Raw genomic sequence first — 23,134 nt, forward strand, 5'->3', positions numbered from 1 at the left:
GGCCGAACTGCCGCTGACCGGTGAACTGCCCCACAACCCCACGCTGCCGCGCCCGACCGACCCGCTCGCGGAGGCGCCGCGCCGGTCGACCCTGCCCGAGCTACCGCACGCCGGAGGCTTTCCTTCCGATCCGGCGCTACCCCGCGATATCGAGGACCCGATCCGGGACGCCTACCCGGCACCACGGTCCTACCCCCGCGAGTACACACCGGCCGCGGAATATTCGCGGGACACCGGTTACGAACGGGACCGGGAGTATCCACCCGCGGAATACCTGGACCCCTACGCGGGCAGCCGGGGCGATATCGGCGATCCGGTGACCAACGGCCGGGAGCGCGGTGCGCCATCGGCCCGGGACGGCGGACCCGAACTGGATCCGCTTCTGCCGCCGCGACGTGCCGCCCGGCCCGCCCAGGAAACTCTGTTCACGCCCGACCTCGCCCCCGGTGATCTCGCGCCGCGGGACGAGGTCCGCGATACCGATCGCGACAGCCTGCGCGAAAGCGTCCGTGACCCGGGGGTCGATCCGGAACCCGATGTGCACCTCGAGGACGAGAAGGTGGTGAACGTCCGGGACTCCTGGCCGACCTTCTTCGCGAAATCCTCGGGTGCCGGGGATACGGCGAAACCGGCGGCCAGCCTGAACGCGAAGTACACCTTCGAAACGTTCGTCATCGGCGCGTCCAACCGCTTCGCGCACGCCGCGGCTGTCGCCATCGCCGAAGCCCCGGCCCGCGCCTACAACCCACTGTTCGTCTGGGGTGCGTCGGGGCTCGGTAAAACTCACCTGCTGCATGCCGCCGGCCACTACGCCCAGCGGCTCTTCCCCGGGATGCGGGTCAAATACGTCTCCACCGAGGAATTCACCAACGACTTCATCAACAGCCTGCGCGACGACCGGAAAGTGGCTTTCAAGCGCCGCTACCGGGAGACCGACATCCTGCTGGTCGACGATATCCAGTTCATCGAGGGCAAAGAAGGTATCCAGGAGGAGTTCTTCCACACCTTCAACACCCTGCACAACGCGAACAAGCAGATCGTGGTCTCCTCGGACCGGCCACCCAAACAGCTGGCCACGCTGGAGGAGCGGCTGCGCACCCGCTTCGAGTGGGGTCTGATCACCGATGTGCAGCCGCCTGAACTGGAGACGCGGATCGCCATTCTGCGTAAGAAGGCGCGCATGGACCGCCTCGATGTGCCGCACGATGTTCTAGAACTCATCGCGAGCCGGGTGGAACGCAATATCCGCGAGCTCGAGGGCGCACTGATCCGGGTGACCGCTTTCGCGTCGTTGAACGGGCAGCCGCTGGATCAATCGGTGGCCGAGGTGGTGCTGCGCGATCTGATGCCCGAATCACAGGATGTGGAGATCACCGCGTCCACGATCATGGGCGTCACAGCCGAGTACTTCAATACCTCGATGGACGAACTCACCGGCCCGGGTAAGGCCCGGCCGCTCGCCCAGGCCCGGCAGATCGCGATGTATCTCTGCCGGGAACTCACCGATCTGTCGCTGCCCAAAATCGGTCAGGCGTTCGGGCGCGACCATACGACGGTCATGTACGCGGAGAAGAAGGTCCGCAAGGAGATGTCGGAGCGACGCCGGGTGTACGACCAGGTCCAGGAACTCACCGCACGGATCAAACAGCGCTCCCGCTGACCGTCGCCCACCCGTCGCGGCCGGCGGCGGGCCGCACGGGCTTCGGTCGGGGCAGGTGTCTCCGCCCGGTAGCCAGTCGCGGTGCCCACGCCGGCAGCACCGTCGGCGGCACCCGCAGATCGCCTGGCGCGAGTACGGCGCCCGGGTCCGGGCGCTCGCCGCCGGCTCGGAGTGGGCCTGTTCGTGTGGGCGGCGGTCCTATGCGAACCGGCAGTCGGACGCAGCGGTAGCGACGTGGAGGCCGGGACGACCCGGGATCCGAGCGTGGAACCGAACCGGTGGGCAGCCGACGGTTCGGGAGAGGGGCAGGGATGTCGTTCGCCGAACTACCGGCGACCGCGGCGTGGTCGCATCGGGATGCCCGGCCTGGCTTCGCGGTCGTCTATTTGAGCCGGGATAACGACGGCCATCGCCTGGACGGCTGCACCACCGCGGTCGAGGACTATCAGACCTGGTTCGTACGCTACGAAACACTGTCGATGCGGGCTGGGCGACCCGTACCGCCCGCATCATCAGCCGATCACCGACCGGGGTGCATACGGTGCTGATCGAGTCGGACGGCGCCGGACGGTGGCTGATCGACGGTACGGCGGTGCCGGATCCGGACGGTTGCCTCGACGTGGACCTGGAATCGCCGGCGCTCACCAATACGCTGCCCGTGCACCGCCTGGGACTGCCCGTGGGTGGTCGCGCCGTGGCGCCCACGGTCTATGTCCGCGCGATCGATCTTCCTGTCGGACGCCTGGAGCAGGAGTACCGGCGCACCGCCGACCACGGCACCCGGCAACGCTACGACTACTCTGCGCCCGCATTCGATTTCGCCTGCCGCTTGACCTACGACACGTCGGGCCTCGTGCTGAGCTATCCGGGAATCGCCACCCGCGTCGTCTGAGCGATCCTATCTCCCCGTGCGGGCTGCTTTGGACCCGTGTGGGCCGGTCCCGGTTGTCGCCGCTCCCGGGGGGAGAGTGCCTGCCACATCGAAACCCTCACCACTGCTTTCCTTCTGCGACAGGCGCTCGTGCATGCCGTGGCGCCCGAACGGCCCGATGCCGAGCCGCCTGCCCGCAGGGAAGAGTCGGACGAGGATCATCTCGCCCACCGATCCGATCGCGCTCGCCGGGCGGGGGATCCATCGGACGCAGGCTTCGAGCCACTCGCCCGGCCCGAAGCATCGGACGGGCGGGCCGGAATCGTAAGTTGTTCCGCCGCAATCCGCTTGGCGGGCCCGACGAATCACCCGTTTTCCCGCTGCTCTACCCCGCTTCGACCGGCGTCGGCGTGTCGGAAACATCCACAGGTGTGTCGCTAACAGCCTGTGGGAGCCCTGAACTGCGGGTTCGCGGTATCCACACCTGTGGATTCCCCAGGTTGTCCACCGGTCCATCCACAGGATCGGTGGGGTGCTGGGGGCAAGTTGTCCACATGCTGTTTATCCACAGTTTCCACAGGCGATTTCGTCCACAGCTACTGAACAGCGATGTTCCGGTCAGAGGGTTGGGGACAACCTGTGGATTCCTCGAGGAATCCACAGGTTGTCCACGGATCCATGCACAGTGTGCACAACTGGCGAGAATCTGGGGACCAAGTTGGGGACGAGCTGTGGACGCGGTGTGGACAACAAAACCTGTCCACAGCCGCCCTCGATTCATCCTCGAGTTATCCCCTGGCCATCCACAGGCCGACACGCGGTGTGAACTGCGAAAACAAGCCGAATCCACAGTTTCCACAGGGCCTATTACTACTCCTGTTCTTCATCTAGAAAATTTCTCTTCAAAACAGGCTGTGTGGACAAGTCTCGAGCGGACCGCACCGCCCGACAGCGCCCGGAGGGAGACAAGGAGGGTAGGGGAGGCTCCGGGGGAACGAAGCGATCGCGGGCCGCATACGGCTCTCCCACTGCGCACAGATCTCTCATCTGTTCGGCGTCGAGGAGCCGGGCCGTCCCCTGTTCGCGCGCCGCGGCGCTCACAGCACCGTTCTCCGGCGCTCGCGCAACCGCCCGGCCCGCGCCACCCGGGCCACTGTCCGAAGAGACGGAATCCCGTACTCACGACCGGTCGCACGTCCGGGTTTCCGGCCTCCATGCCACACCGAGGGGGAGGGCAGGCGCCGCCCGGACGACGAGAAGTCGGGCGCCGGCAATTGCTCGAGGTCACTCGCTCCGGATCTGTCCACACCGCTACCGTGGGACGACTGTGGATACGGCCACGCCACGGGGGAGCGCGAATATCGGCCATCGCGCCCGGATGATCCACAGCGGCCGCCTCCGCGGTTCATCCACACCGGTACACAACTGATCCGCCCAGGCAGCGGCGATTCGATTCGATTCGCCCGCCCGGCCTGGCCCGGGCACCGCCGGAGGACGTATCCTCCAGTCGGAGGGGCAGCCGACCGCGCAGCTCTGAACGGGGTACGGTCTGATGTCGGCCGCTTGTGCCAGACTCCTGGGGCGGCCGGTCCGGTTTTCCGGCCGCCGCATCGACCGCCGTGCCCCGCGCCGGTGGCGGAGTCGGCGCAGCGGGATACACGGGGGCAGCACAGCCGTCGATCCACACTGAACGGGAGAGGACACCTCGGGCGATGGACCTTGCAGGCATGAAGTTTCGGGTCGCGCGTGAGGATTTCGCGGAGTCGGTCGCCTGGGTGGCGCGCAGTCTGCCGTCCCGCCCGCCGGTCCCGGTACTCGGCGGAGTCCTGCTGGTCGTGGACGAGGACGGCCTGACCGTCTCCGGGTTCGACTACGAGGTCTCCGCGCAGATGCGGGTCGCCGCCGAGGTCGCCGGTCCCGGGCGCGTCCTGGTCTCGGGCAAACTGCTGGCCGATATCACCAAGGCACTGGCCAACAAGCCGGTGGACGTTTCCGTGGACGGCACTCGCGTGCTGATCCAGTGCGGTAGCGCCAAGTTCTCGCTGCCGACCATGCCGGTGGAGGACTATCCCCAATTGCCGGAGGTGCCGCAGTCGAGCGGGGAACTGGCGGTCGAGGTGTTCGGTGAGGCGGTCGGCCAGGTGGCCGTCGCGGCCGGCCGCGACGACACGCTGCCCATGCTGACCGGTATCCGGGTCGAGATCGAGGGACCGCAGGTGGTCCTGGCGGCGACCGACCGGTTCCGGCTCGCGGTGCGGCACATCCAGTGGCAGCCCGCGCGCGCCGATATCGAGACCGCGGTGCTCATTCCCGCCCGCACCCTGTCCGAGGCCGCCAAGACGCTGGGGGCCTCCGATCGGCCGGTGCAGCTGTCGCTTGGGTCCGGAGCGGGCGCCGACGGGCTGCTGGGCATCGTCAACGGCGGTCGCCGGACCACCACCCGGCTGCTGGACGCCGAATTCCCCAAGTTCCGTCAGCTGCTCCCCAAGGAGCACACCTCGATCGCGACGCTGGAGGTCGCCTCGCTCGCCGAGGCGATCAAACGTGTCGCGCTCGTGGCCGAACGCGGCGCCCAGGTGCGGCTGGAGTTCTCCGGCGAGGGTCTGCTGTTGTCGGCGGGTGGCGACGATGCCGGCCGGGCCGAGGAATGGCTGATGGCCGATTTCCGGGGCGAACCGCTGACCATCGCCTTCAACCCCGGCTACCTGATCGACGGCCTGTCCGCGCTGCGGTCCGAGCGGGTCACCTTCGGGTTCACCACACCAAGTCGCCCGGCTGTGCTGCTGCCCGCCCGCGAGGAGGAGCCGGAGCCGCTCGATTCCGGTGCGTATCCGGCGCTGGAGAGCGACTACATCTACCTGTTGATGCCGGTTCGGCTCCCGGGCTGAGCGGGAGTGGGTTCGGAAACGACGAACCGGCGCACCTCCGCCCGTTACCAGGGGTATGGGTGTACCGTACCTGCGGTGGCGGTCGGTAGCGATACCTCCGCAAACCACTGCCGCGACCTGCGCTCTCCCCAGTTATCCACAGCTGTGGATAACTGGGCTGTCATTTGCCGGATGGTGTGAACAGGTGCATATCCGTGCTCTGACCTTGCGTGATTTCCGATCCTGGGAGCACGCTGAGGTCGAGTTATCCACAGGCCCTACGGTTTTCCTGGGGGCGAACGGTAACGGCAAGACCAACCTGCTCGAAGCGCTGGGCTATCTGTCCACGCTGGGGTCGCACCGGGTCTCCACCGACGCGCCACTCGTCCGGGCCGGCGCCGAACGCGCCCGGATCGGCGCGAACGTGGTGCATCTGGGCCGCGAATTGCGGATCGACATCGAACTCAACCGCGGTGCGGCCAACCGGGCCCAGATCAACCGGTCTCCGGTGCGCCGGCCGCGTGAGATTCTCGGCATTCTGCACACGGTGTTGTTCGCTCCCGAGGATCTGGCGCTGGTCCGCGGCGACCCTGGGGAGCGGCGTCGTTTCCTGGACGAGCTGTGCACTGCGCGGCGCCCCGGCCTGGCCGGTGTACGTGCTGATTACGACCGGGTGCTGCGGCAGCGTTCGGCTCTGTTGAAAACCGCGGGCCGGTCCGCGCGGGCGGATCTGAGCACATTGGATGTCTGGGACGGACATCTGGCGGATCATGCGTCGATCCTGCTCGCGGAGCGATTGCGTCTGGTCCACGAACTCCATCCGCATCTCGTCCGCGCGTACGCGGCTCTCGCGCCGGAGTCGCGGCCGGCGGCGATCGGGTACCGCAGCGGGGCGCTGCCGGCCGACTTACTCGATCCCGGTCGGCCGCCCGATCCCGGGGACGCGGCGCTGTTGGAGGAGGTCCTGCTGCGCGAACTCGCCACCGCGCGGTCGAAGGAGCTCGAGCGAGGCGTCTGCCTGGTCGGTCCGCATCGGGACGAACTGGAGTTGATGCTCGGCGAAACTCCGGCCAAGGGCTTCGCGAGTCACGGGGAGTCCTGGTCGTTCGCGCTGGCGCTGCGGCTCGCGGCATTCGAACTGCTCCGCGCGGACGGAGCCGAACCGGTCCTGTTGCTCGACGATGTCTTCGCCGAACTCGACCGGCGTCGCCGCACCGCGCTGGCCACGGTGGCGGCGGCCGCCGAGCAGGTACTGATCACCGCGGCCGTCCCCGAGGATGTGCCCGCCGAGCTGATCGGTGCGACTCTGCGGGTGACGACCACCGGGGACCCGGAGCATCGGATATCCGGTTTCGCGCCGGATAGTCCGGTCGCCGGAGGCGACCCACCGCCGGCTGTCGCCGGTGATCCGCCCGGATGACGGACACGCGCCGCCGCTGTCTTGCATGCGCGCCGGGCCGTTCGTAGAGTGAGCCGGTACACCGGACCGTTATCCCCCGTCCGGCATCGGAACCAGGTTATCCACAGCCTGTGGATAACCTATTCGACCAGGTCGTCGCCACTTACTCCGGACGGCTGCCCGGTCCATTCGGTGAAAACCGGAACCGGCACCTGAAATACCGGCCCTGAGCTGCGCGTATTCTCGATGGCTCGGCCTTCGGGCCGATCCGGGAGGCGCGATGCCGGACGCAGGTTCCCGGATGTGCACAGACTGAGGAAAAACCGGTCGAACCTGGGGATAACTCGCACCGGTGAGTGGAGCAGCGATGACCGACCAGCCCGGAACGCCCGGAGGTGCAACGCCTCCGACCGAACCGGAGTTGCGCGGGGTCGACCTGGCCCGCCGGGCGCTGGAGGATGCTCGGGCGGCGGCACGCGCCAGCGGTAAATCCGTCGGTCAGGGACGTTCCTCCCCGCGTCGTGGTCTCCGTTCCGGTGCCCGCCGCCGCAGCGGGTGGTCCGGCCCCCGCCCTGACGACCGCGACCCGCAGCCGCTGTCCAAACTCGCCACCTCGATCGCGCGCAGCCGCGGCTGGTCCACCAAGGTCGCCGAGGGCACAGTGTTCGGGCACTGGTCGGGTGTGGTCGGGGAGGACATCGCCGCCCATGCCAAACCGGTCTCTCTCGAGAACGGGGTATTGAGTGTCGCGGCCGAGTCCACGGCCTGGGCCACACAGTTACGCCTGCTGCAGGCGCAGCTGCTCGCGAAGATCAGCGCGGCGGTGGGGCCCGGGGTGGTGCGTTCACTGCGGATCTCCGGGCCGACAGCGCCGAGCTGGCGTAAAGGGCAACGTCATATCCGGGGTCGTGGACCCCGCGATACCTACGGTTAGAACCCGGTTTCACGTGGAACGCGGCCGTGCGTCCGGGGCCCCCGCGCCTCAGTGAACTCTCAGGCCGAATCTGGTGCTTCGAAACGGCCGCATCGCGAGGGGACCCGTGCCGGTCCGATTTCTCTCACCCAGGAAGCCGTCAGGGGTGTCGCAGGTGCACTGTAAGTTGGGCCGCGAAGTAGGATGGAACTGTAAATCAGCGGCGATACCCTCGGCGCGTTGCGTGCAGCCCTCTGATCGGTCCCGGGCCCACGTGCGCTGTCCCACCGCCGTCCCGGGGATCAGCAAGTAAGGAGAGCTACCGACCAGTGGCTGCCAAAGACTCCAAAGCATCAGGCTCGAGCGCATCGGAAAAGCAGGACTACGGTGCCTCCTCCATCAAGGTCCTGGAAGGCCTCGAGGCGGTGCGGATGCGCCCGGGCATGTACATCGGCTCCACGGGTGAGCGCGGTTTGCACCACCTGATCTGGGAGGTCGTGGACAACTCGGTCGACGAGGCGATGGCCGGCCACGCCACCAAGGTCGAGGTCACTCTCCTCGCCGATGGCGGTGTCCAGGTCGTCGACGACGGCCGCGGTATTCCCGTCGCCATGCACGCCCAGGGCATTCCGACCATCGAGGTCGTCATGACCCAGCTGCACGCCGGCGGCAAGTTCGACTCCGATTCCTACGCCGTATCCGGCGGTCTGCACGGTGTCGGTATCTCCGTGGTCAACGCGCTGTCCAGCCGGCTCGAAGCCGAGGTGGACACCGACGGGTACCACTGGAGCCAGACCTACAAGGACGCGGTCCCGGGGCAGTTGGTTCAGGGCGAGCCGACCAAGGCCACCGGCACCACCATCCGGTTCTGGGCCGATCCCGCGGTCTTCGAGACCACCACCTACAACTTCGAGACCGTATCGCGGCGCCTGCAGGAGATGGCCTTCCTGAACAAGGGCCTGACCATCGTCCTGACCGACGAGCGCGTCAGCGATACCGAGATCACCGACGAGGTGGTCAGCGACACCGCGGAAGCGCCCAAGCACGACGACAACGGCGAGAAGCCCGCGGCCGAACCCAAGGTGAAGACCCGCACCTACCACTATCCGGGCGGTCTGGAAGATTTCGTCCGGCACATCAACCGGACCAAGCAGCCGATTCACAACTCGGTGGTCTCCTTCAACGGTAAGGGCACCGGGCACGAGCTCGAGGTCGCGCTGCAGTGGAATTCCGGCTACTCCGAGTCGGTGCACACCTTCGCCAACACCATCAACACCCATGAGGGCGGCACCCACGAAGAGGGCTTCCGTGCCGCGCTGACCACGGTGGTCAATCGGTACGCGAAGGAGAAGAAGCTCCTCAAGGAGAAGGACGGCAACCTCACCGGGGACGATATCCGCGAGGGCCTGGCCGCCATCGTCAGCGTCAAGGTGAGCGAGCCCCAGTTCGAGGGCCAGACCAAGACCAAACTCGGCAATACCGAGGTCAAGTCGTTCGTGCAGCGGTCCTGCAACGAGCATCTCGCGCACTGGTTCGAGGCCAATCCGGCGGATGCCAAGACCATCGTCAACAAGGCGGTGTCCTCGGCGCAGGCCCGGGTCGCGGCGCGGAAGGCCCGTGAGCTGGTCCGGCGCAAGAGCGCGACGGATATCGGCGGCCTGCCGGGCAAGCTGGCCGACTGCCGGTCCAAGGACCCGAGCAAATCCGAGATCTACATCGTCGAGGGCGACTCCGCCGGCGGTTCGGCCAAATCCGGCCGGGACTCCATGTACCAGGCGATCCTGCCGCTGCGCGGAAAGATCATCAATGTCGAGAAGGCGCGTATCGACAAGGTCCTCAAGAACGCCGAGGTCCAGTCGATCATCACTGCTTTCGGCACCGGTATCCACGACGAGTTCGATATCGCCAAACTCCGATACCACAAGATCGTGCTGATGGCCGACGCCGATGTCGACGGCCAGCACATCTCGACGCTGCTGCTGACACTGCTGTTCCGCTTCATGCGGCCGCTCATCGAGCACGGGCACGTGTTCCTGGCGCAGCCGCCGCTGTACAAGCTGAAGTGGCATCGGGTCGATCCCGAGTTCGCCTACTCCGACCGGGAGCGCGACGGTCTGCTGGAAGCCGGTCTGGCCGCCGGTAAGAAGATCAACAAGGACGACGGTATCCAGCGGTACAAGGGTCTCGGCGAGATGAACCCCAAGGAACTGTGGGAGACCACCATGGACCCCTCGGTCCGGGTGCTCCGTCAAGTGACGTTGGACGACGCGGCCGCCGCGGATGAGCTGTTCAGCGTCCTGATGGGCGAGGATGTGGCGGCTCGCCGCAGCTTCATCACCCGTAACGCCAAGGACGTCCGCTTCCTCGACGTATAGGGCGGTCCGCCCGCAGCGCTCACGCGCGCGGTGACCCGCCGTATTCCGTCAGTACCTAGGAGATTGCATGACCGACACCACCCTGCCGCCGGAGAGCGCGGGCGACCGGATCGAGCCGGTCGATATCCAGCAGGAGATGCAGAGCAGCTACATCGATTACGCGATGAGCGTGATCGTGGGCCGCGCGCTCCCCGAGGTCCGTGACGGCCTCAAACCGGTGCACCGCCGGATCCTGTACGCGATGCACGACAACGGTTACCGACCCGATCGCAGCTATGTGAAGTCCGCGCGGCCGGTCGCCGACACCATGGGCAACTACCACCCGCACGGCGACTCGGCCATCTACGACACCCTGGTCCGTATGGCCCAGCCCTGGGCCATGCGGTACCCGCTGGTCGACGGCCAAGGCAACTTCGGCAGCCGTGGTAACGACGGTGCCGCCGCCATGCGGTACACCGAATGCCGGCTCACGCCGCTGGCCATGGAACTGCTGCGCGAAATCGATCACGACACGGTCGATTTCATCCCGAACTACGACGGCAAGACCCAGGAACCGGTCGTCCTGCCCAGCCGTGTGCCGAATATGCTGATGAACGGCAGCAACGGTATCGCGGTCGGTATGGCGACCAATATCCCGCCGCACAACCTGACCGAGCTCGCCCAGGCCATCTACTGGGTGCTCGACAACCACGACGCCGACGAGGAAGCCACCCTCGCGGCCTGTATGGAGCGGGTGAAAGGTCCGGACTTCCCGACCGCCGGCCTGATCGTCGGCACGCAGGGCATCCACGATGCCTACACCACCGGGCGCGGGTCCATCCGGATGCGCGGCGTGGTGGAGATCGAAGAGGACGCCCGCGGCCGCACCACGATCGTCATCACCGGTCTGCCGTACCAGGTCAACACCGATAATTTCATCAACGCGATCGCCGAACAGGTCAAGGACGGCCGGATCGCCGGTGTCGCCGATATCCACGACGAGTCCTCGGACCGGGTGGGCCTGCGCATCGTGGTCACCGTCAAGCGGGACGCGATCGCCAAGGTCGTGCTGAACAACCTGTACAAGCACACCCAGCTGCAGACCAGCTTCGGTGCGAATATGCTCTCCATCGTCGAGGGCGTTCCGCGCACCCTGCGGCTGGATCAGATGATCCGGCTGTATGTGAACCATCAGCTGGAAGTCATCGTCCGGCGTACCCGCTACCTGCTGCGCAAGGCCGAGGAGCGGGCCCATATCCTGCGCGGTCTGGTCAAGGCGCTGGATCAGCTGGACGAGGTCATCGCGCTGATCCGCCGGTCGGCCAATACCGAAACCGCGCGGACCGGCCTGATGGAACTGCTCGATATCGACGAGACCCAGGCCACCGCGATCCTGGATATGCAGTTGCGGCGTCTCTCGGCGCTGGAGCGGCAGAAGATCGTCGACGAACTGGCCAAGCTCGAGGCCGAGATCGCCGATCTGAAGGACATTCTGGAGAAGCCGGAACGGCAGCGCGCGATTGTCAAGGACGAACTCGCCGAGATCGTGGAGCGTCACGGCGACGAGCGGCGGACCCAGATCATCTCCGCCGACGGCGATGTGGCCGACGAGGACCTGATCGCCCGTGAGGACGTGGTCGTCACCATCACCGAGACCGGGTACGCCAAGCGCACCAAGACCGATCTGTACCGCAGCCAGAAGCGCGGCGGTAAGGGTGTGCAGGGCGCGGGTCTGAAGCAGGACGATATCGTCCGGCACTTCTTCGTGACCTCGACCCACGACTGGTTGTTGTTCTTCACCAACAAGGGCCGGGTGTACCGGGCCAAGGCATATGAATTGCCGGAGGCCAACCGCACCGCGCGTGGACAGCACGTGGCGAATCTGCTGGCCTTCCAGCCGGACGAGAAGATCGCCCAGGTCATCCGGATCAAATCCTACGAGGATGCCGCCTACCTGGTGCTGGCCACGCAGAAGGGCTTGGTCAAGAAGTCGCGCCTGGTCGACTTCGACTCCAACCGCAGCGGCGGGATCGTGGCGGTGAACCTGCGCGACAACGACGAATTGGTCGGCGCCGTACTGTGTTCGGCCGAGGACGACCTGCTGCTGGTCTCCGCGCAGGGTCAGTCGATCCGCTTCTCGGCCACCGACGAGGCGCTGCGCCCGATGGGACGCGCCACCTCCGGGGTGCAGGGTATGCGGTTCAATGCCGAGGATGCCCTGCTGTCGCTGAATGTGGTCCGGGACGGGACATACCTGCTGGTAGCGACCTCGGGCGGCTATGCCAAACGGACCGCTATCGAGGAGTACACCGCGCAGGGACGCGGCGGAAAAGGTGTATTGACGATCCAGTACGACACCCGGCGTGGCACGCTGGTAGGGGCGCTCATCGTCGACGACGACGACGAGTTGTATGCCATCACCTCCAGTGGAGGCGTTATCCGTACTGCCGCCCGGCAGGTGCGCAAGGCCGGTAGGCAGACCAAGGGCGTGCGATTGATGAACCTCGCCGAGGGCGATACCTTGCTTGCGATCGCACGTAACGCCGACGAGCCCGAACAGATCGACGGCGGCGGTTCTCCCGAGCAGTAATCCCATATCGGCGGCAAAGAACGGATCCGAGGATTCCCATTGACCACTCCGAAACAGCCGAGCGACGAGCGGCAGCAGACGAACGGCGTGACCGAGCGGGTCACCCCGTCCCCGATTTCGCCGCGCCCGACTCAGCGGCCGGGCGAGGCCGCGGACCACGAACAGGCAGGCGGGCAGCCGGGCGGTAACCCGTCCGGCGGTGCGCCCGCCGGTGGTCCGCAGCCCGAAAAGCAGGAGCAGCAAGGCGAATTCGCGTCCGAATCGCGCAACGCCCCGACGGACCGGAGTTCCGGTCCGTCGGCCGGTGGCGGACCGGGCGATCAGCAGGGCGGGGCGGGCAACCAGCAGCCCGGCAACGGTCAGGACACCAACCGATACCAGGAGGGCTGGTCGCAGCTGCCGCAGCGGGAACCGCAGTCGAATCTCTCGCGGCCCGGCCATATGCCGGTGGGCGGCGCCCAGCGGTCGGTCGGCCTGCAGGGCGGCGGCGGCCTGCAGGGTGGCGGCCTGCAGGGCGGGGTCACCAATGCCCGCACCACCAGCGACCTGGCGGCCAAGGCGGCACGCAAGGAAGCGGCCATGTCCAAATCCGTTGGGCTGGACGGGCCGACGCGCAGTATCGCGCGTCCGGAGCTGGTGAAGGATATGCCGGATCTTTCCGAGATCCGGCATCCGTTACCCCCGGAACAGCCGCCCAATCAACCGCACAATCCGTACACACCGCCGGTCGCGGCCCCGTCCCCGCCGGCGGCGCCGCGCGGGCTGCCGCAGGCGGTGCTCGGCGGAGAACCGTTGCGCGCCACCGTGCAGGTGCGCCGGATCGATCCGTGGTCCACGCTGAAGATCACCCTGGTGATCAGCGTGGCCATGTTCTTCGTTTGGATGATCGCCGTCGCGCTGCTGTACATGGTGCTCGCGGGCATGGGTGTTTGGGAGCGGCTCAACAGCACCTTCACCGACATGGTGTCTCCGGACAGCGGCTCGGTGGGGCTGATCGACGCGGGTACGGTCTTCGGCTACGCCGGGGTGATCGGGCTCATCAATGTCGTCCTGTTCACCGCGCTGGCCACGGTCGGCACATTCATCTACAACCAGTGCTGCGATATGGTCGGCGGGATCCAGGTCACGCTGGCCGACCCGGACTGATTCGTACACATCTGGAACGGCCGGCGCCAGGCCTGGGCGCCGGCCGTTCCGCTTCTCGGTCGAGCTTCGACGTCAATGCTCTGACCAGCTGTTTTGGTTGAAATCACGGTTTCCTGTAGTCTCTGTTCTCGGTCATAGAACTACAGTTCACGTGCGAAACTGAAGTTCGATGCACCCCGCGGGTCTATAGCTCAGGCGGTTAGAGCGCTTCGCTGATAACGAAGAGGTCGGAGGTTCAAGTCCTCCTAGACCCACACTTGTACGAGACACCAGCCCTCGAACCTTTCCAGGTTCGGGGGCTGATTCGTTTCCCTCGGCGTTCCCGGATACCGTCCGGTCCGGAATTGAGCTGTCCCGGTGCCACAGGACTAGGCTCGAGAGCATGAAATACGTTCTCACCATCGGTCTTGTCGCTGCGGTTCTCATCGGTATCAGCAAGCTGCGCCAGCGTGACGACGCCGACCTGTGGCACGAGGTCACCACACGCTGACCTTGCCCCGGGCGACGTTCGCTGTCGTTGCCGGCGGACCCGGTGACAACCGGGTCGCCGTGATCACGGCCGGGCCAGCAGTTCGATGACCGAGTACACCTGTTCGGTGGTCGGCGTCGGCAGATTGTCCCGGCCGTGGATCAAGCCGAGGCCGATGTAGACCATCGCGCCTGCCCGGAGGCCGGCCTGGTTCTCGTCGAATCCCAGGTCCAGCATCGTCCGGTAAACCGTCTCGAACACCCGCTGGTCGAGGGTGCGTACCGCATCGGCCACCTTGGGGTTGCTACGCGACCATTCCCGCACTGTGGTCTCCACGATCCAATGCCGGTGGTCGACGAGCATGGCGGCCATCTTCTCGATCCGCTCCTCCACCGGGATCTCCACGAAGCCGCCCAGCTCCCGTATCGTCTCGCTCTGTACCGCGCTCCAGCGGTCGGCCATTGCCGCCATGAGCTGTTCGATATCGTCGAAATGCCAGTAGAAGCTGCCCTTGGTCACTCCGAGCTCCTGGCACAACCGCGGAATCCTGATCGCCGCGATGCCTTCGCGGGACAGCAGTTCGAGCGCCCCGTCGACCCAGTCGTCGTAGGACAGCCGGGCGGTGCGCCGGCGCCGGGTCTGTTGGGCGCGAGCCTTTTTCGATCGGGGTCGGGGTGGCGCCGTCCGGTCGTCGGCGGGATCGGGGTGCGAAGCCGTTGACGAACCCGCCGTCATCGGTTCGACAGGTCAGCGCTGAGTCTCATACTCCGATGGTAGGGGAGGGGGCCGACGGCCTCGACGTATTCGCCCATCATGGCCGGACGCCGGTCGAGCCCGCGATCTGTGTCTCTGCCGTGCGGAAGTGTCCGATGCCATCTCCGTACTATGAAGTACAGTTAATCCATACGATTCAGTATGGGTGGGATCGCGCCGTCGCGGTCCGCCATCAGGTCCCGGGCGGCCCCGGTGAGGAGAGCAGCGATGTCGATACCAGCGGCGACACCGGCCGGGGACGCAACGGACACACAATGCCCGACGGCCTTCCGTTACTGGCAGGCGCGAGACACTCCCACGGTCAGGCGAGTCGAACGGGTTTTCCGGACGATGACCGCTCGGGGCTGTTTCCGACCGACGAGCAGGCGCGGGCGCTGTGCGCGGATATGTTCGCCGGCGATCCGGTCGCGGAACGTTTCGCCGCGGAGGTCATGTGCGGGGAGACCGGCCGGGAGCTGGCCGTCGGCTGCTGGACACCGCGCTGCGTGACGGCATCGACTCGGTCCCCGACGCACCGATGGCCATGCGCGAGCTGTTCGACGAGTTCGAGACGGTACCCGACTGGGTCCGTCCGGAGCTGGTCGAACGCGGCGCCGCGGTCTGGCGGCGCTGGGGCACCGTGCTGTTCGGTTTCGCGGGTGCGGAGACCTTGGAGATGTACACCGAATCCGCGGTCGCGACACCGCTTTCGCTGGCCGGTGGTTACGCTGGGGACAGCGCGCTGCGCCGCTTCCTGGAGACCTGCCGGTTCTGGATGGATGTCTCCCAGCCCGGTGCGCTGCTGAGTCCGGGCTCACCGGGGTGGGCCACCGCGCTGAAGGTGCGGATCATGCACGTCTCGGTGCGCGCGGGTGTACAGCGGCATCCGGAATGGGAGATCGAGCGGTGGGGGCTGCCGATCAGCCAGACCTATCAGTTGCTGACGCTGATCGCCGGGAGCACGATTCCGGGCCTGGGGCTGTGGGCGCTGGGCCACCAGACGACCCCCGCGGAGTTCCGGGCGCTCCTGCATTTCCAGAAGTACATGGGATATCTTCTGTGCGTTCGGCTGACGTGGCACCCCGAGACCGTGGCCGACACGCTGCGGGTGATGGCGATGACGATGGTCGCGAGATCGTACCTCTCCGGTGCGCAGGGCGCCGAACTCATCGAGTCCTATCCCGCGGCATTCGCCCCCCGGCCCGGAGCAGCGGGGCGCGGCTCGGCTGCGGGCGCACTACAACTATCCGATCCAGTCGGCCTACTCGGCCCTTTATGTGCTGTCCACCACCCGGCGCCGCTACCGGATGCCGGCGGCCTTCCCGTGGGTGCACGTCCCCATCGCCAGGATTCCGCTGGTCACCGCCGTGGAATTCCTCCGCCGCGTGCCGCCGCTCGGCCGGGCGCACGAGCGGATCATGCTCTGGCACCGGGAGAACTGGTATCGCGAACAGATGCAGGGCCGGGAAGCGGAGTTCGAAGCGACCGGCGCCCTACGGCGCTGATCGGTGCCCGCGGGTATCCTTGTTTGACGGTGTACGTGCCGGAACGCTAGTGTTTCGCAGGCGACTTGCGGCTCCGGCCGCACGACTGCCCGGGGCCTTAGCTCAATTGGCAGAGCACTGCCTTTGCAAGGCAGGGGTTAGGGGTTCGATTCCCCTAGGCTCCACTTCGGGCGATTAGCAGGCGACTGCGGCCAGATGGTCGCGGTGCCTGTCTCCCCATTCCTCGAGCGGACGCAGCGCCTGGGCGAGCTCCTCCCCGAGCGGGGTCAGCGAGTATTCGACCCGCGGCGGGACCTCCGCGTACACCTCCCGCCGGACGATGCCGCCGGCCTCGAGTTGGCGCAGATTCTCGGTCAGCACCTTCTCGCTGACCCCCGTCAACGCCCGGCGAATCTGGCCGAACCGCTGTGGGCTCGCACCCAGGACCCACATCAGGTGCAGTTTCCACTTGCCACCGACCACATCGATGGCCAGCGACATCCCACACACTTGGTGATCCGCATCACTCGCGCCGGCCACCTTATCCTCCTGACCTCGTTACGGACCTGGCGGTAAGCAACCACATCCGCAGGTGCGTTCTTGTCCGACTCTACCCACGTGGCCAGCATCGGTATCGGCGCCGCAACCAGCTGAACCACTACCGAGAAGGACATCGAATGTCTCAGGAGAAGATCCGGTCCGTCAGTGTCATCGGGCTGGGGCCGATGGGCCGGGCGATGGTGCGGGCGTTCCTCGCCGCCGGTATCGAGGTCACCGTCTGGAATCGCAGCGGCGACAAGGCCGACGCGCTGGTGGCCGAGGGGGCGAAACGTGCCGCGACCGCGGCCGACGCACTGGAAGCCAATGAAGTCGCCGTGCTCAGCCTGACCCACTACGTGGCGATGTACGACGTACTCGGCCCGGCGGCCGGCAGTCTGCCCGGCAAGGTGATCGCCAACCTGTCCTCGGATTCGCCCGAGAACGCGCGTAAGGGTGCGGCATGGGTGCGTGAGCAGGGTGCCGAATTCCTTTCCGGCGGTTTCATGTCCGCCGGGGACAATATCGCCCACCCGGCCTCGTATGTGTTCTACAGCGGACCGCGGGAGGTTTTCGACGCCCATGCCGAACTCCTGCGGCCGTTGAGTCCGCAGGAGTACCTCGGGGTGGACGACGGTCTGGCGCAGGTCTTCTATCAGGCGCTGCTGACCGTCTTCCATCCGTGGATGCTCGCCTTCGACCAGGCGCTTGCCGTAATCGACCGCTCCGGGGCCGATATCGACCGGTTCTTGCCGTACGCCGTGCGGTCCAGCGAGGCATACCCGTTCTTCATGACCGAGTACGCCGCGGCGGCGAAGGCCGGTGGCTGGGGCGATCTCGCCGCCTTCAAGATGATGGATGCGGGCGCGCAGCACATCATCGATGCCGGTACCGAGGCCGGTGTGGATACGACGCTTTCCCGTGCGGCGCAGGGCTTGTGGCGCCGGGCGCGGAGCGCGAGCGAGCGAGCCGGACGTCCGGTGTCCGTTTTCGAACTGATGCGAGGCGGCGACTCCGCATAGGTTCCGGCCGGGCCCGACCTCCGCCGTTATCGGTGGGGTCCGGGTTCCGGTGCCGGATTCGCCAGGCGGGCCTTCTCCGTGATCTCGGCGGCGTACTCCATATGGTCCACGCCCGGAAGTTGCTCCAGGGTGAGGCTTTCGATATCCCAGCGCGGCCGGGCGTCGGCGATGAACCGGATGGCGTCCCGGACGAAGCGCTCGCCGGCCGGTCTGCCGATATGCGCCGACGGCGTGTAGAGGCGGAGCCAGCCCAGCAGATCCGCTGCCGTGCCGTCGATCCCGGTGGCTTTCACGGGCTCGTCGGCCGTCGAGGTGTCCGGCAGCAGAAGGCTGGTCGGTGAGACGCCGAGCGCGACCGCCAGGGCGATCAGATCGTCCACGTCCACCCGCCGCTCACCCCGTTCGATCCGGGACAGGCCGAGCACCGGGATCTGGCGTCCGATGTCCTCGAGCCTGCGCGCCAGATCGGCATAGCCGAGGTTCATCCGATTGCGATACCGCAGGACGTTCGCGCGCACAGTATCGCCGGTGGGGCCGAGCGGGTTCTTCTTGATCACCACCTGACCAGGGTTATCTATCGAAATGATGCCGTCAAATATCCTTTCGATGTAGTGATCGAGAGCACGGCCCGCGGGCTGTTCGCGGGAAAACCGATCAACCTGATACCTATCAAAATGATGTTATGTACGGTCCTTTTGATAGAAATAGCGGTTACTATCAACTCGAGCGGGTCGCCATCAAATACGCCTGCCCGGTCCGCTCCCCGTCCTCGGCGCTGCGGTCGAGCCGCAACTCGATGCTGAATCCCATCGCCGTAAGGGAATCGGCGAGCTCGCCGGTCGAGATGCGATGGAAGTCCAGCGATATGGCGTTCCCGTAGCCCTCCTCCAGATGCAGGACGTCCGTACCCGACTGGAAGGCCAGCAGCAGTTTGCCGCCGGGGCGCAGAACTCGCCGGAACTCGGCGAGCACACCGCCGCGTTCGGCCGCCGGGATATGGATGAGGGAATACCAGGCCACCACGCCGGCCCGCGAGCCGTCGGGGATATCGAGCGCGGTCATGGTTCCCACCTCGAAATCGATATCCGGATAGGCGTTCCGCGCCAGTGCCACCATTGCCGGGGACAGGTCGATACCGTGGACCCGGATCCCTTGCGCTGCCAGATGAGCGGCGATCCGGCCCGGCCCACATCCGATATCGGCGACCGGACCCGAATCGCCGACCGACTCGGCGAACGCGGTGAGTACCGCTCGGTCCCAGAACCGCCTGTCCATTTCGCCGGCCGCATGCTCGGCGTAGGCGGTGGCGATCGCGTCGTAACCGGCGCGGGTACGAGAGAGAAAACAGGATTCGGTCACCGGGAAGACAGTAGTGTCCGGGGCGTAACCCGGCGGCGCTCGTGACGTTCGCGGTGCCGGGGCGTAGCTTTGGTGGTGTCGCCCCTGCGCAGACGAGGGAGAAGACCTGGTAATGCCTGCTACGGATTTCAGCGGGCCCGGGATCGACGGATCGGACTGGAGACGCGGACGGGTCTTCTGGTTCGACTCGGAGAAGGGCTTCGGCTACATAAAACCCGACGACGGAACCGATCAGGTATTCGTCGAGTACCGGTGCATAGAGACCGACGGCTACCGCACCCTGCACGCGGGTCAGCCGGTGCTGTTCGTCAGCACTGCCCGGCCCCGCGGGCACGAGGCGGTGACGGTCCGGCCGGAGGCCGGCGCCGGACTACCCGATACCGTCCCGGGCGGCGGCCGCAGCCGGAATTAACGCCGGACCCGCATGGCGCTACAGAGCGGTGCCGGCCAATCCACCGCGGCCGCTGTGAGTTCCCGGTCGAGGGCGGCCGCGGTATCGGCGGCGAACGCCGCGGCCGTCCGGCTGTGCGTTTTCGGAGTAGTACCGGATGTGGTGTTCGCCGGTGAAGAAACCGGTACCCCGGTCGGCGCGGTATTCGTCGGTGATTCCCGCCCGTTCGAAGACCCCGGTCGCGGCCGATACGCACAAGGCGAAATAGTGCGTGACGTTCATATGGTCGTTCTCGTCGCGGTAGACCTCCGGGACTGTGTATGGCCGAGCTCGCGGGGTAGCGTCACCACCTGCTCGTAGCCGGGAATCGAAATCGTCCCGGTCATGATCAGCTCCTCCTCGTCCCCGGCGTTTCAGAGCGGCCGCACATCGATAACCTTACGCAGCCGTGCCTTGTCGCGTTCGAGCCTGCGGGCCTCGTAGGCGATGGGGAAGTACCGCAGCCGTTCCGGCAGCAGCGGGACCAGTCGGGCGAGGAACCAGCCGAGGCCGCGCAATTTCCGTTCGTCGGATTCGCTCCAGGTGAGACCCAGTTTGCGGCGGGCCGCCTCCGGCGTGGTACCCACGGTGACGAAGTACTGCATCCGGCCGAACGGGCCGGTCAGCGTCCGCCACACCGGGCGCAGCGCCCCCGGCAGCTGGGTGGGTGGGGCGATGGTCCGGATGACCTTCAGATAATCCTTCGCGGTCTGTGTGGCCTCCAGATGGTTCTCGACCTGGTCGGCGAAGAATTTCTCGAAATCGGCGTAGGTGGCCGGCAGTTCCTTGGGGGGTACCGAGAAGTTGCGCATCAGCTGCAGGGCTTCGCGGTAGTAATCCTCTTTCTCCGCCGCGGTGAGCGGGCGCTTCGAGAAGTACTTCGCGTTCTCGGAGAAGGCGAAGGTGCCGGTGTGCAGTACCCAGGCCCACGGGCCGCTGGACAGCGCGGTGTGCCGGACGCCTTTGGCGTCGGTGGTGTTGAGGGTGGTGTGCATCTTGCGTAGCCGGTCGGTCTCGCCCAGCGATTCCTCCCCGCCGTAGGTCCACATCATCACCGCCGAGAGGCTGCGTACCGCGCGGCCGACCGGGTCGGTACGGAAGGTGGAGTGGGCATCGACCACCGCGGAAATGGTGGGTTCCATGGTCTGCAGGAGGAAGGCGGAGCCCGCGGTGAGGGAGAAGGTGATCAGGCCGGTTTCTTCCCAGGTCCGGGTGCCGGGACCGAAGGGGCGGCGCTCCACCGGAGCGTGCGTGTCGGTGGCTGCGACGGACGCGGTCATGCGGATCTCCCTTGATCTACTGCATCGATCTGATGAGACGATGATACTGCAAATCTCTCACTATTGCGTTGGGAGATGCGCGCGGCGTCCTGATGAAGGGCGGGAAGTGGTTTCGGGAGCCGTACGTGACCGATGTTCGTGGAGCGGAACGCGGTACCCGAAAAAGGGGGAGCGGGGGCCGGGTGTGCGGTGGCGACGGAGCCCGGATATGAGAGCGGGCCTCGGCGAAGGGGGGGAGTTAGCCGAGGCCCGCGTAAGGTCGGCCCGGGGGGGAGGGGCCGACGGCACCGATCCTACGCGATATCGCGAAAATGCGCGCATATGGGGCCCAGGAGTTTCGAACTTTTTTCGGTGCGGATCACAGTGTCGTGCCGGGGTCGGTGGACCATGCGGAAGAACGGCCGGAAGTGTTGTCGATCAATCGAATTGACCTACCGGTCCGTTGCATTCCGCCCAGCGGAACACGGCGATATGCGGCTCTCGCCGAGCATTGTCCGGGCCGACTTGTCGGACCCGGCTGTCACTATGCCGTTGTGCACTGTCGGCGTGCGCACGGCCACTTCGACTGTCGTGCTCCGGAGCGCACTCGAGTAGCCGCGGAAACCGAATCGAGTGGTGCGCCACGCGCGATTTCGCGACCGGGAGCGATGGATATGAGATCCGGTGTGTCCCGCATCCGTTGCCGGTCCGCGATGGGCCCTGGAGTAGTGGGGGAGGACGCCGGAGAACCGGATAAATCGGATGAAAACGTCGGTGGCCGCGACGATACTGCACAGTGTCGGCCGGGCGGCCGAAGCGCCTGAGGTCGGTGGCTCGCCACCGGCGATATACGACTCGTCCTTGTCGATCACTCAGTTCAGGAGAATCATGCCCGACGCAATAGTCGCCGAGGGTCTCGTCAAACACTACGGCCGCCGGGTGCGCGCACTCGACGGCCTCGATCTGACCGTGCCCGAAGGCACGGTCACCGCGCTACTGGGACCCAACGGAGCCGGCAAGACCACCACCGTCCGGGTGCTCACCACTCTGCTGGTGCCCGACGCCGGCCGGGCGACTGTCGCAGGGATCGACGTACTCGCCCGGCCGCGTGCGCTCCGCTCGCGGATCGGGGCCTCGGGGCAGTACGCGGCGGTCGACGAATATCTGACCGGTTTCGAGAACCTGGAAATGGTCGGGCGGCTTTATCACATGGGCACGCGGCGCAGTAAGGAACGCGCGCGCGAGCTACTGGAGAGATTCCGTCTCAGTGATGCCGCCGACCGCCCGGTCCGCGGCTACTCCGGCGGTATGCGCCGTCGGCTCGACCTGGCCGGGGCACTGGTGGCCAACCCGCCGGTGCTGTTCCTCGACGAACCCACCACGGGTCTGGACCCACGGGCCCGGCTGGACCTCTGGGATGTCATCGAGGAACTCGTCGCCGGCGGTACCACCCTGCTGCTGACGACCCAATATATGGAAGAGGCCGACCGCCTCGCCGATGCCATCGCGGTCATCGACCGGGGTCAGGTGATCGCCCGCGGCACCGCCGACGAATTGAAGAGCATGGTCGGGGGTGATCGGATCGAGTTGACCGTCGATCACATCGACAATCTGGCCGTGGCCCGGCGGACGCTCGCGCCGCTGGCCGACGGCGATATCCATATCGAACCCGGGCTGCGTCGGGTGGTGGTCCCGGTCAGCGACGGATCCCAGGCGTTGGTCGCCGCCATCGGCAAGCTGAGCGACGAGGGGGTGAAGATCCAGGACGTCGGGTTGCGGCGGCCCTCGCTCGACGATGTGTTCCTCACGCTCACCGGGCATGAGGCCGAGGAAACGGCCGATGACGGCGGCGATTACGAGCAGGGCCGGACGTCCGAGGGCGGTGGGCGCCCCGGAGAGGTCCCCGCGGCGGATACGGCCGGCGGATCCGGTCCGCCGCGCGAAGTCGAAGCAATCGAGGCGATGGAAGGAAGAAGCAGATGACCGCGCTGGCGACCGTCGGTGATATCGGGGAGAACCCC

17 protein-coding genes, 2 tRNA genes and 1 pseudogene are annotated in these 23,134 nt (G+C 66.6%); 14 read left to right on the top strand and 6 right to left on the bottom strand.

Annotated features, from left to right (window positions below; translation table 11 throughout):
* Positions 1 to 91: 91 nt before the first annotated feature.
* From dnaA to NGR01S_RS23545, 9 genes are all read left to right on the top strand, one after another.
* Entirely contained in the window at positions 92 to 1,660 is a 1,569-nt protein-coding gene (dnaA, locus tag NGR01S_RS23505) for a chromosomal replication initiator protein DnaA (protein WP_507762100.1), read from the top strand.
* A gap of 532 nt (positions 1,661 to 2,192) precedes the next feature.
* Positions 2,193 to 2,552: a putative glycolipid-binding domain-containing protein gene (locus tag NGR01S_RS23510; RefSeq protein WP_245664730.1), complete on the top strand. Its 360-nt coding sequence runs from the start codon at positions 2,193 to 2,195 to the stop codon at positions 2,550 to 2,552.
* A 1,691-nt stretch (positions 2,553 to 4,243) separates the two neighbouring features.
* Positions 4,244 to 5,419, top strand: coding sequence for a DNA polymerase III subunit beta (gene dnaN, locus NGR01S_RS23515; RefSeq protein ID WP_063040396.1), 1,176 nt, complete (start codon positions 4,244 to 4,246; stop codon positions 5,417 to 5,419).
* A 184-nt stretch (positions 5,420 to 5,603) separates the two neighbouring features.
* A complete protein-coding gene (gene recF / locus NGR01S_RS23520; RefSeq protein ID WP_063040398.1) occupies positions 5,604 to 6,818 on the top strand; it encodes a DNA replication/repair protein RecF in 1,215 nt (404 codons plus the stop codon).
* Positions 6,819 to 7,164: 346 nt separating this feature from the next.
* Entirely contained in the window at positions 7,165 to 7,731 is a 567-nt protein-coding gene (locus NGR01S_RS23525; protein ID WP_063040400.1) for a DUF721 family protein, read from the top strand.
* A gap of 308 nt (positions 7,732 to 8,039) precedes the next feature.
* The gene (gene gyrB, locus NGR01S_RS23530) at positions 8,040 to 10,085 is read left to right on the top strand and encodes a DNA topoisomerase (ATP-hydrolyzing) subunit B (protein WP_063040402.1); all 2,046 of its coding nucleotides are present in this window, start codon (positions 8,040 to 8,042) and stop codon (positions 10,083 to 10,085) included.
* Positions 10,086 to 10,152: 67 nt separating this feature from the next.
* Positions 10,153 to 12,654, top strand: coding sequence for a DNA gyrase subunit A (gyrA, locus tag NGR01S_RS23535; protein ID WP_063040404.1), 2,502 nt, complete (start codon positions 10,153 to 10,155; stop codon positions 12,652 to 12,654).
* Between the two features lie 39 nt (positions 12,655 to 12,693).
* A complete protein-coding gene (locus tag NGR01S_RS23540) occupies positions 12,694 to 13,800 on the top strand; it encodes a DUF3566 domain-containing protein (protein ID WP_063040406.1) in 1,107 nt (368 codons plus the stop codon).
* 180 nt (positions 13,801 to 13,980) lie between these two features.
* Positions 13,981 to 14,054, top strand: a tRNA-Ile gene (locus tag NGR01S_RS23545).
* A gap of 299 nt (positions 14,055 to 14,353) precedes the next feature.
* On the opposite strand, the gene NGR01S_RS23550 is transcribed toward NGR01S_RS23545, so the two are convergent.
* The gene (locus NGR01S_RS23550) at positions 14,354 to 15,004 is read right to left on the bottom strand and encodes a TetR/AcrR family transcriptional regulator (RefSeq protein WP_245664731.1); all 651 of its coding nucleotides are present in this window, start codon (positions 15,002 to 15,004) and stop codon (positions 14,354 to 14,356) included.
* Between the two features lie 246 nt (positions 15,005 to 15,250).
* Between NGR01S_RS23550 and NGR01S_RS23555 the strand changes: the two are divergent.
* Positions 15,251 to 16,527: pseudogene (locus tag NGR01S_RS23555) on the top strand (oxygenase MpaB family protein).
* Positions 16,528 to 16,618: 91 nt separating this feature from the next.
* Positions 16,619 to 16,691, top strand: a tRNA-Ala gene (locus NGR01S_RS23560).
* Positions 16,692 to 16,701: 10 nt separating this feature from the next.
* Here the strand turns inward: NGR01S_RS23560 and NGR01S_RS23565 are convergent.
* Positions 16,702 to 17,007: a winged helix-turn-helix transcriptional regulator gene (locus NGR01S_RS23565; protein ID WP_063040408.1), complete on the bottom strand. Its 306-nt coding sequence runs from the start codon at positions 17,005 to 17,007 to the stop codon at positions 16,702 to 16,704.
* Positions 17,008 to 17,183: 176 nt separating this feature from the next.
* On the opposite strand from NGR01S_RS23565, the gene NGR01S_RS23570 reads away from it, so the two are divergent.
* The gene (locus NGR01S_RS23570) at positions 17,184 to 18,065 is read left to right on the top strand and encodes an NAD(P)-dependent oxidoreductase (protein ID WP_063040410.1); all 882 of its coding nucleotides are present in this window, start codon (positions 17,184 to 17,186) and stop codon (positions 18,063 to 18,065) included.
* A 26-nt stretch (positions 18,066 to 18,091) separates the two neighbouring features.
* On the opposite strand, the gene NGR01S_RS23575 is transcribed toward NGR01S_RS23570, so the two are convergent.
* Together NGR01S_RS23575 and NGR01S_RS23580 are read right to left on the bottom strand one after the other, a co-directional pair.
* The gene (locus tag NGR01S_RS23575; protein ID WP_063040412.1) at positions 18,092 to 18,625 is read right to left on the bottom strand and encodes a helix-turn-helix domain-containing protein; all 534 of its coding nucleotides are present in this window, start codon (positions 18,623 to 18,625) and stop codon (positions 18,092 to 18,094) included.
* Positions 18,626 to 18,782: 157 nt separating this feature from the next.
* Positions 18,783 to 19,424, bottom strand: coding sequence for a class I SAM-dependent methyltransferase (locus NGR01S_RS23580; RefSeq protein ID WP_063040414.1), 642 nt, complete (start codon positions 19,422 to 19,424; stop codon positions 18,783 to 18,785).
* 112 nt (positions 19,425 to 19,536) lie between these two features.
* Between NGR01S_RS23580 and NGR01S_RS23585 the strand changes: the two genes are divergently transcribed.
* A complete protein-coding gene (locus NGR01S_RS23585; protein ID WP_063040416.1) occupies positions 19,537 to 19,836 on the top strand; it encodes a cold-shock protein in 300 nt (99 codons plus the stop codon).
* An 18-nt stretch (positions 19,837 to 19,854) separates the two neighbouring features.
* On the opposite strand, the gene NGR01S_RS33260 is transcribed toward NGR01S_RS23585, so the two are convergent.
* Entirely contained in the window at positions 19,855 to 20,097 is a 243-nt protein-coding gene (locus NGR01S_RS33260; protein WP_063040417.1) for a hotdog family protein, read from the bottom strand.
* Between the two features lie 131 nt (positions 20,098 to 20,228).
* Complete coding sequence (locus NGR01S_RS23595) at positions 20,229 to 21,134, bottom strand: oxygenase MpaB family protein (RefSeq protein ID WP_063040419.1); 906 nt, start codon at positions 21,132 to 21,134, stop codon at positions 20,229 to 20,231.
* An 867-nt stretch (positions 21,135 to 22,001) separates the two neighbouring features.
* Here NGR01S_RS23595 and NGR01S_RS23600 point away from each other — a divergent pair.
* The gene (locus tag NGR01S_RS23600; protein ID WP_084481646.1) at positions 22,002 to 23,096 is read left to right on the top strand and encodes an ATP-binding cassette domain-containing protein; all 1,095 of its coding nucleotides are present in this window, start codon (positions 22,002 to 22,004) and stop codon (positions 23,094 to 23,096) included.
* Positions 23,097 to 23,134 lie beyond the last annotated feature (38 nt).

The organism is Nocardia grenadensis NBRC 108939 (assembly GCF_001613445.1).
Taxonomy (GTDB): domain Bacteria; phylum Actinomycetota; class Actinomycetes; order Mycobacteriales; family Mycobacteriaceae; genus Nocardia; species Nocardia grenadensis.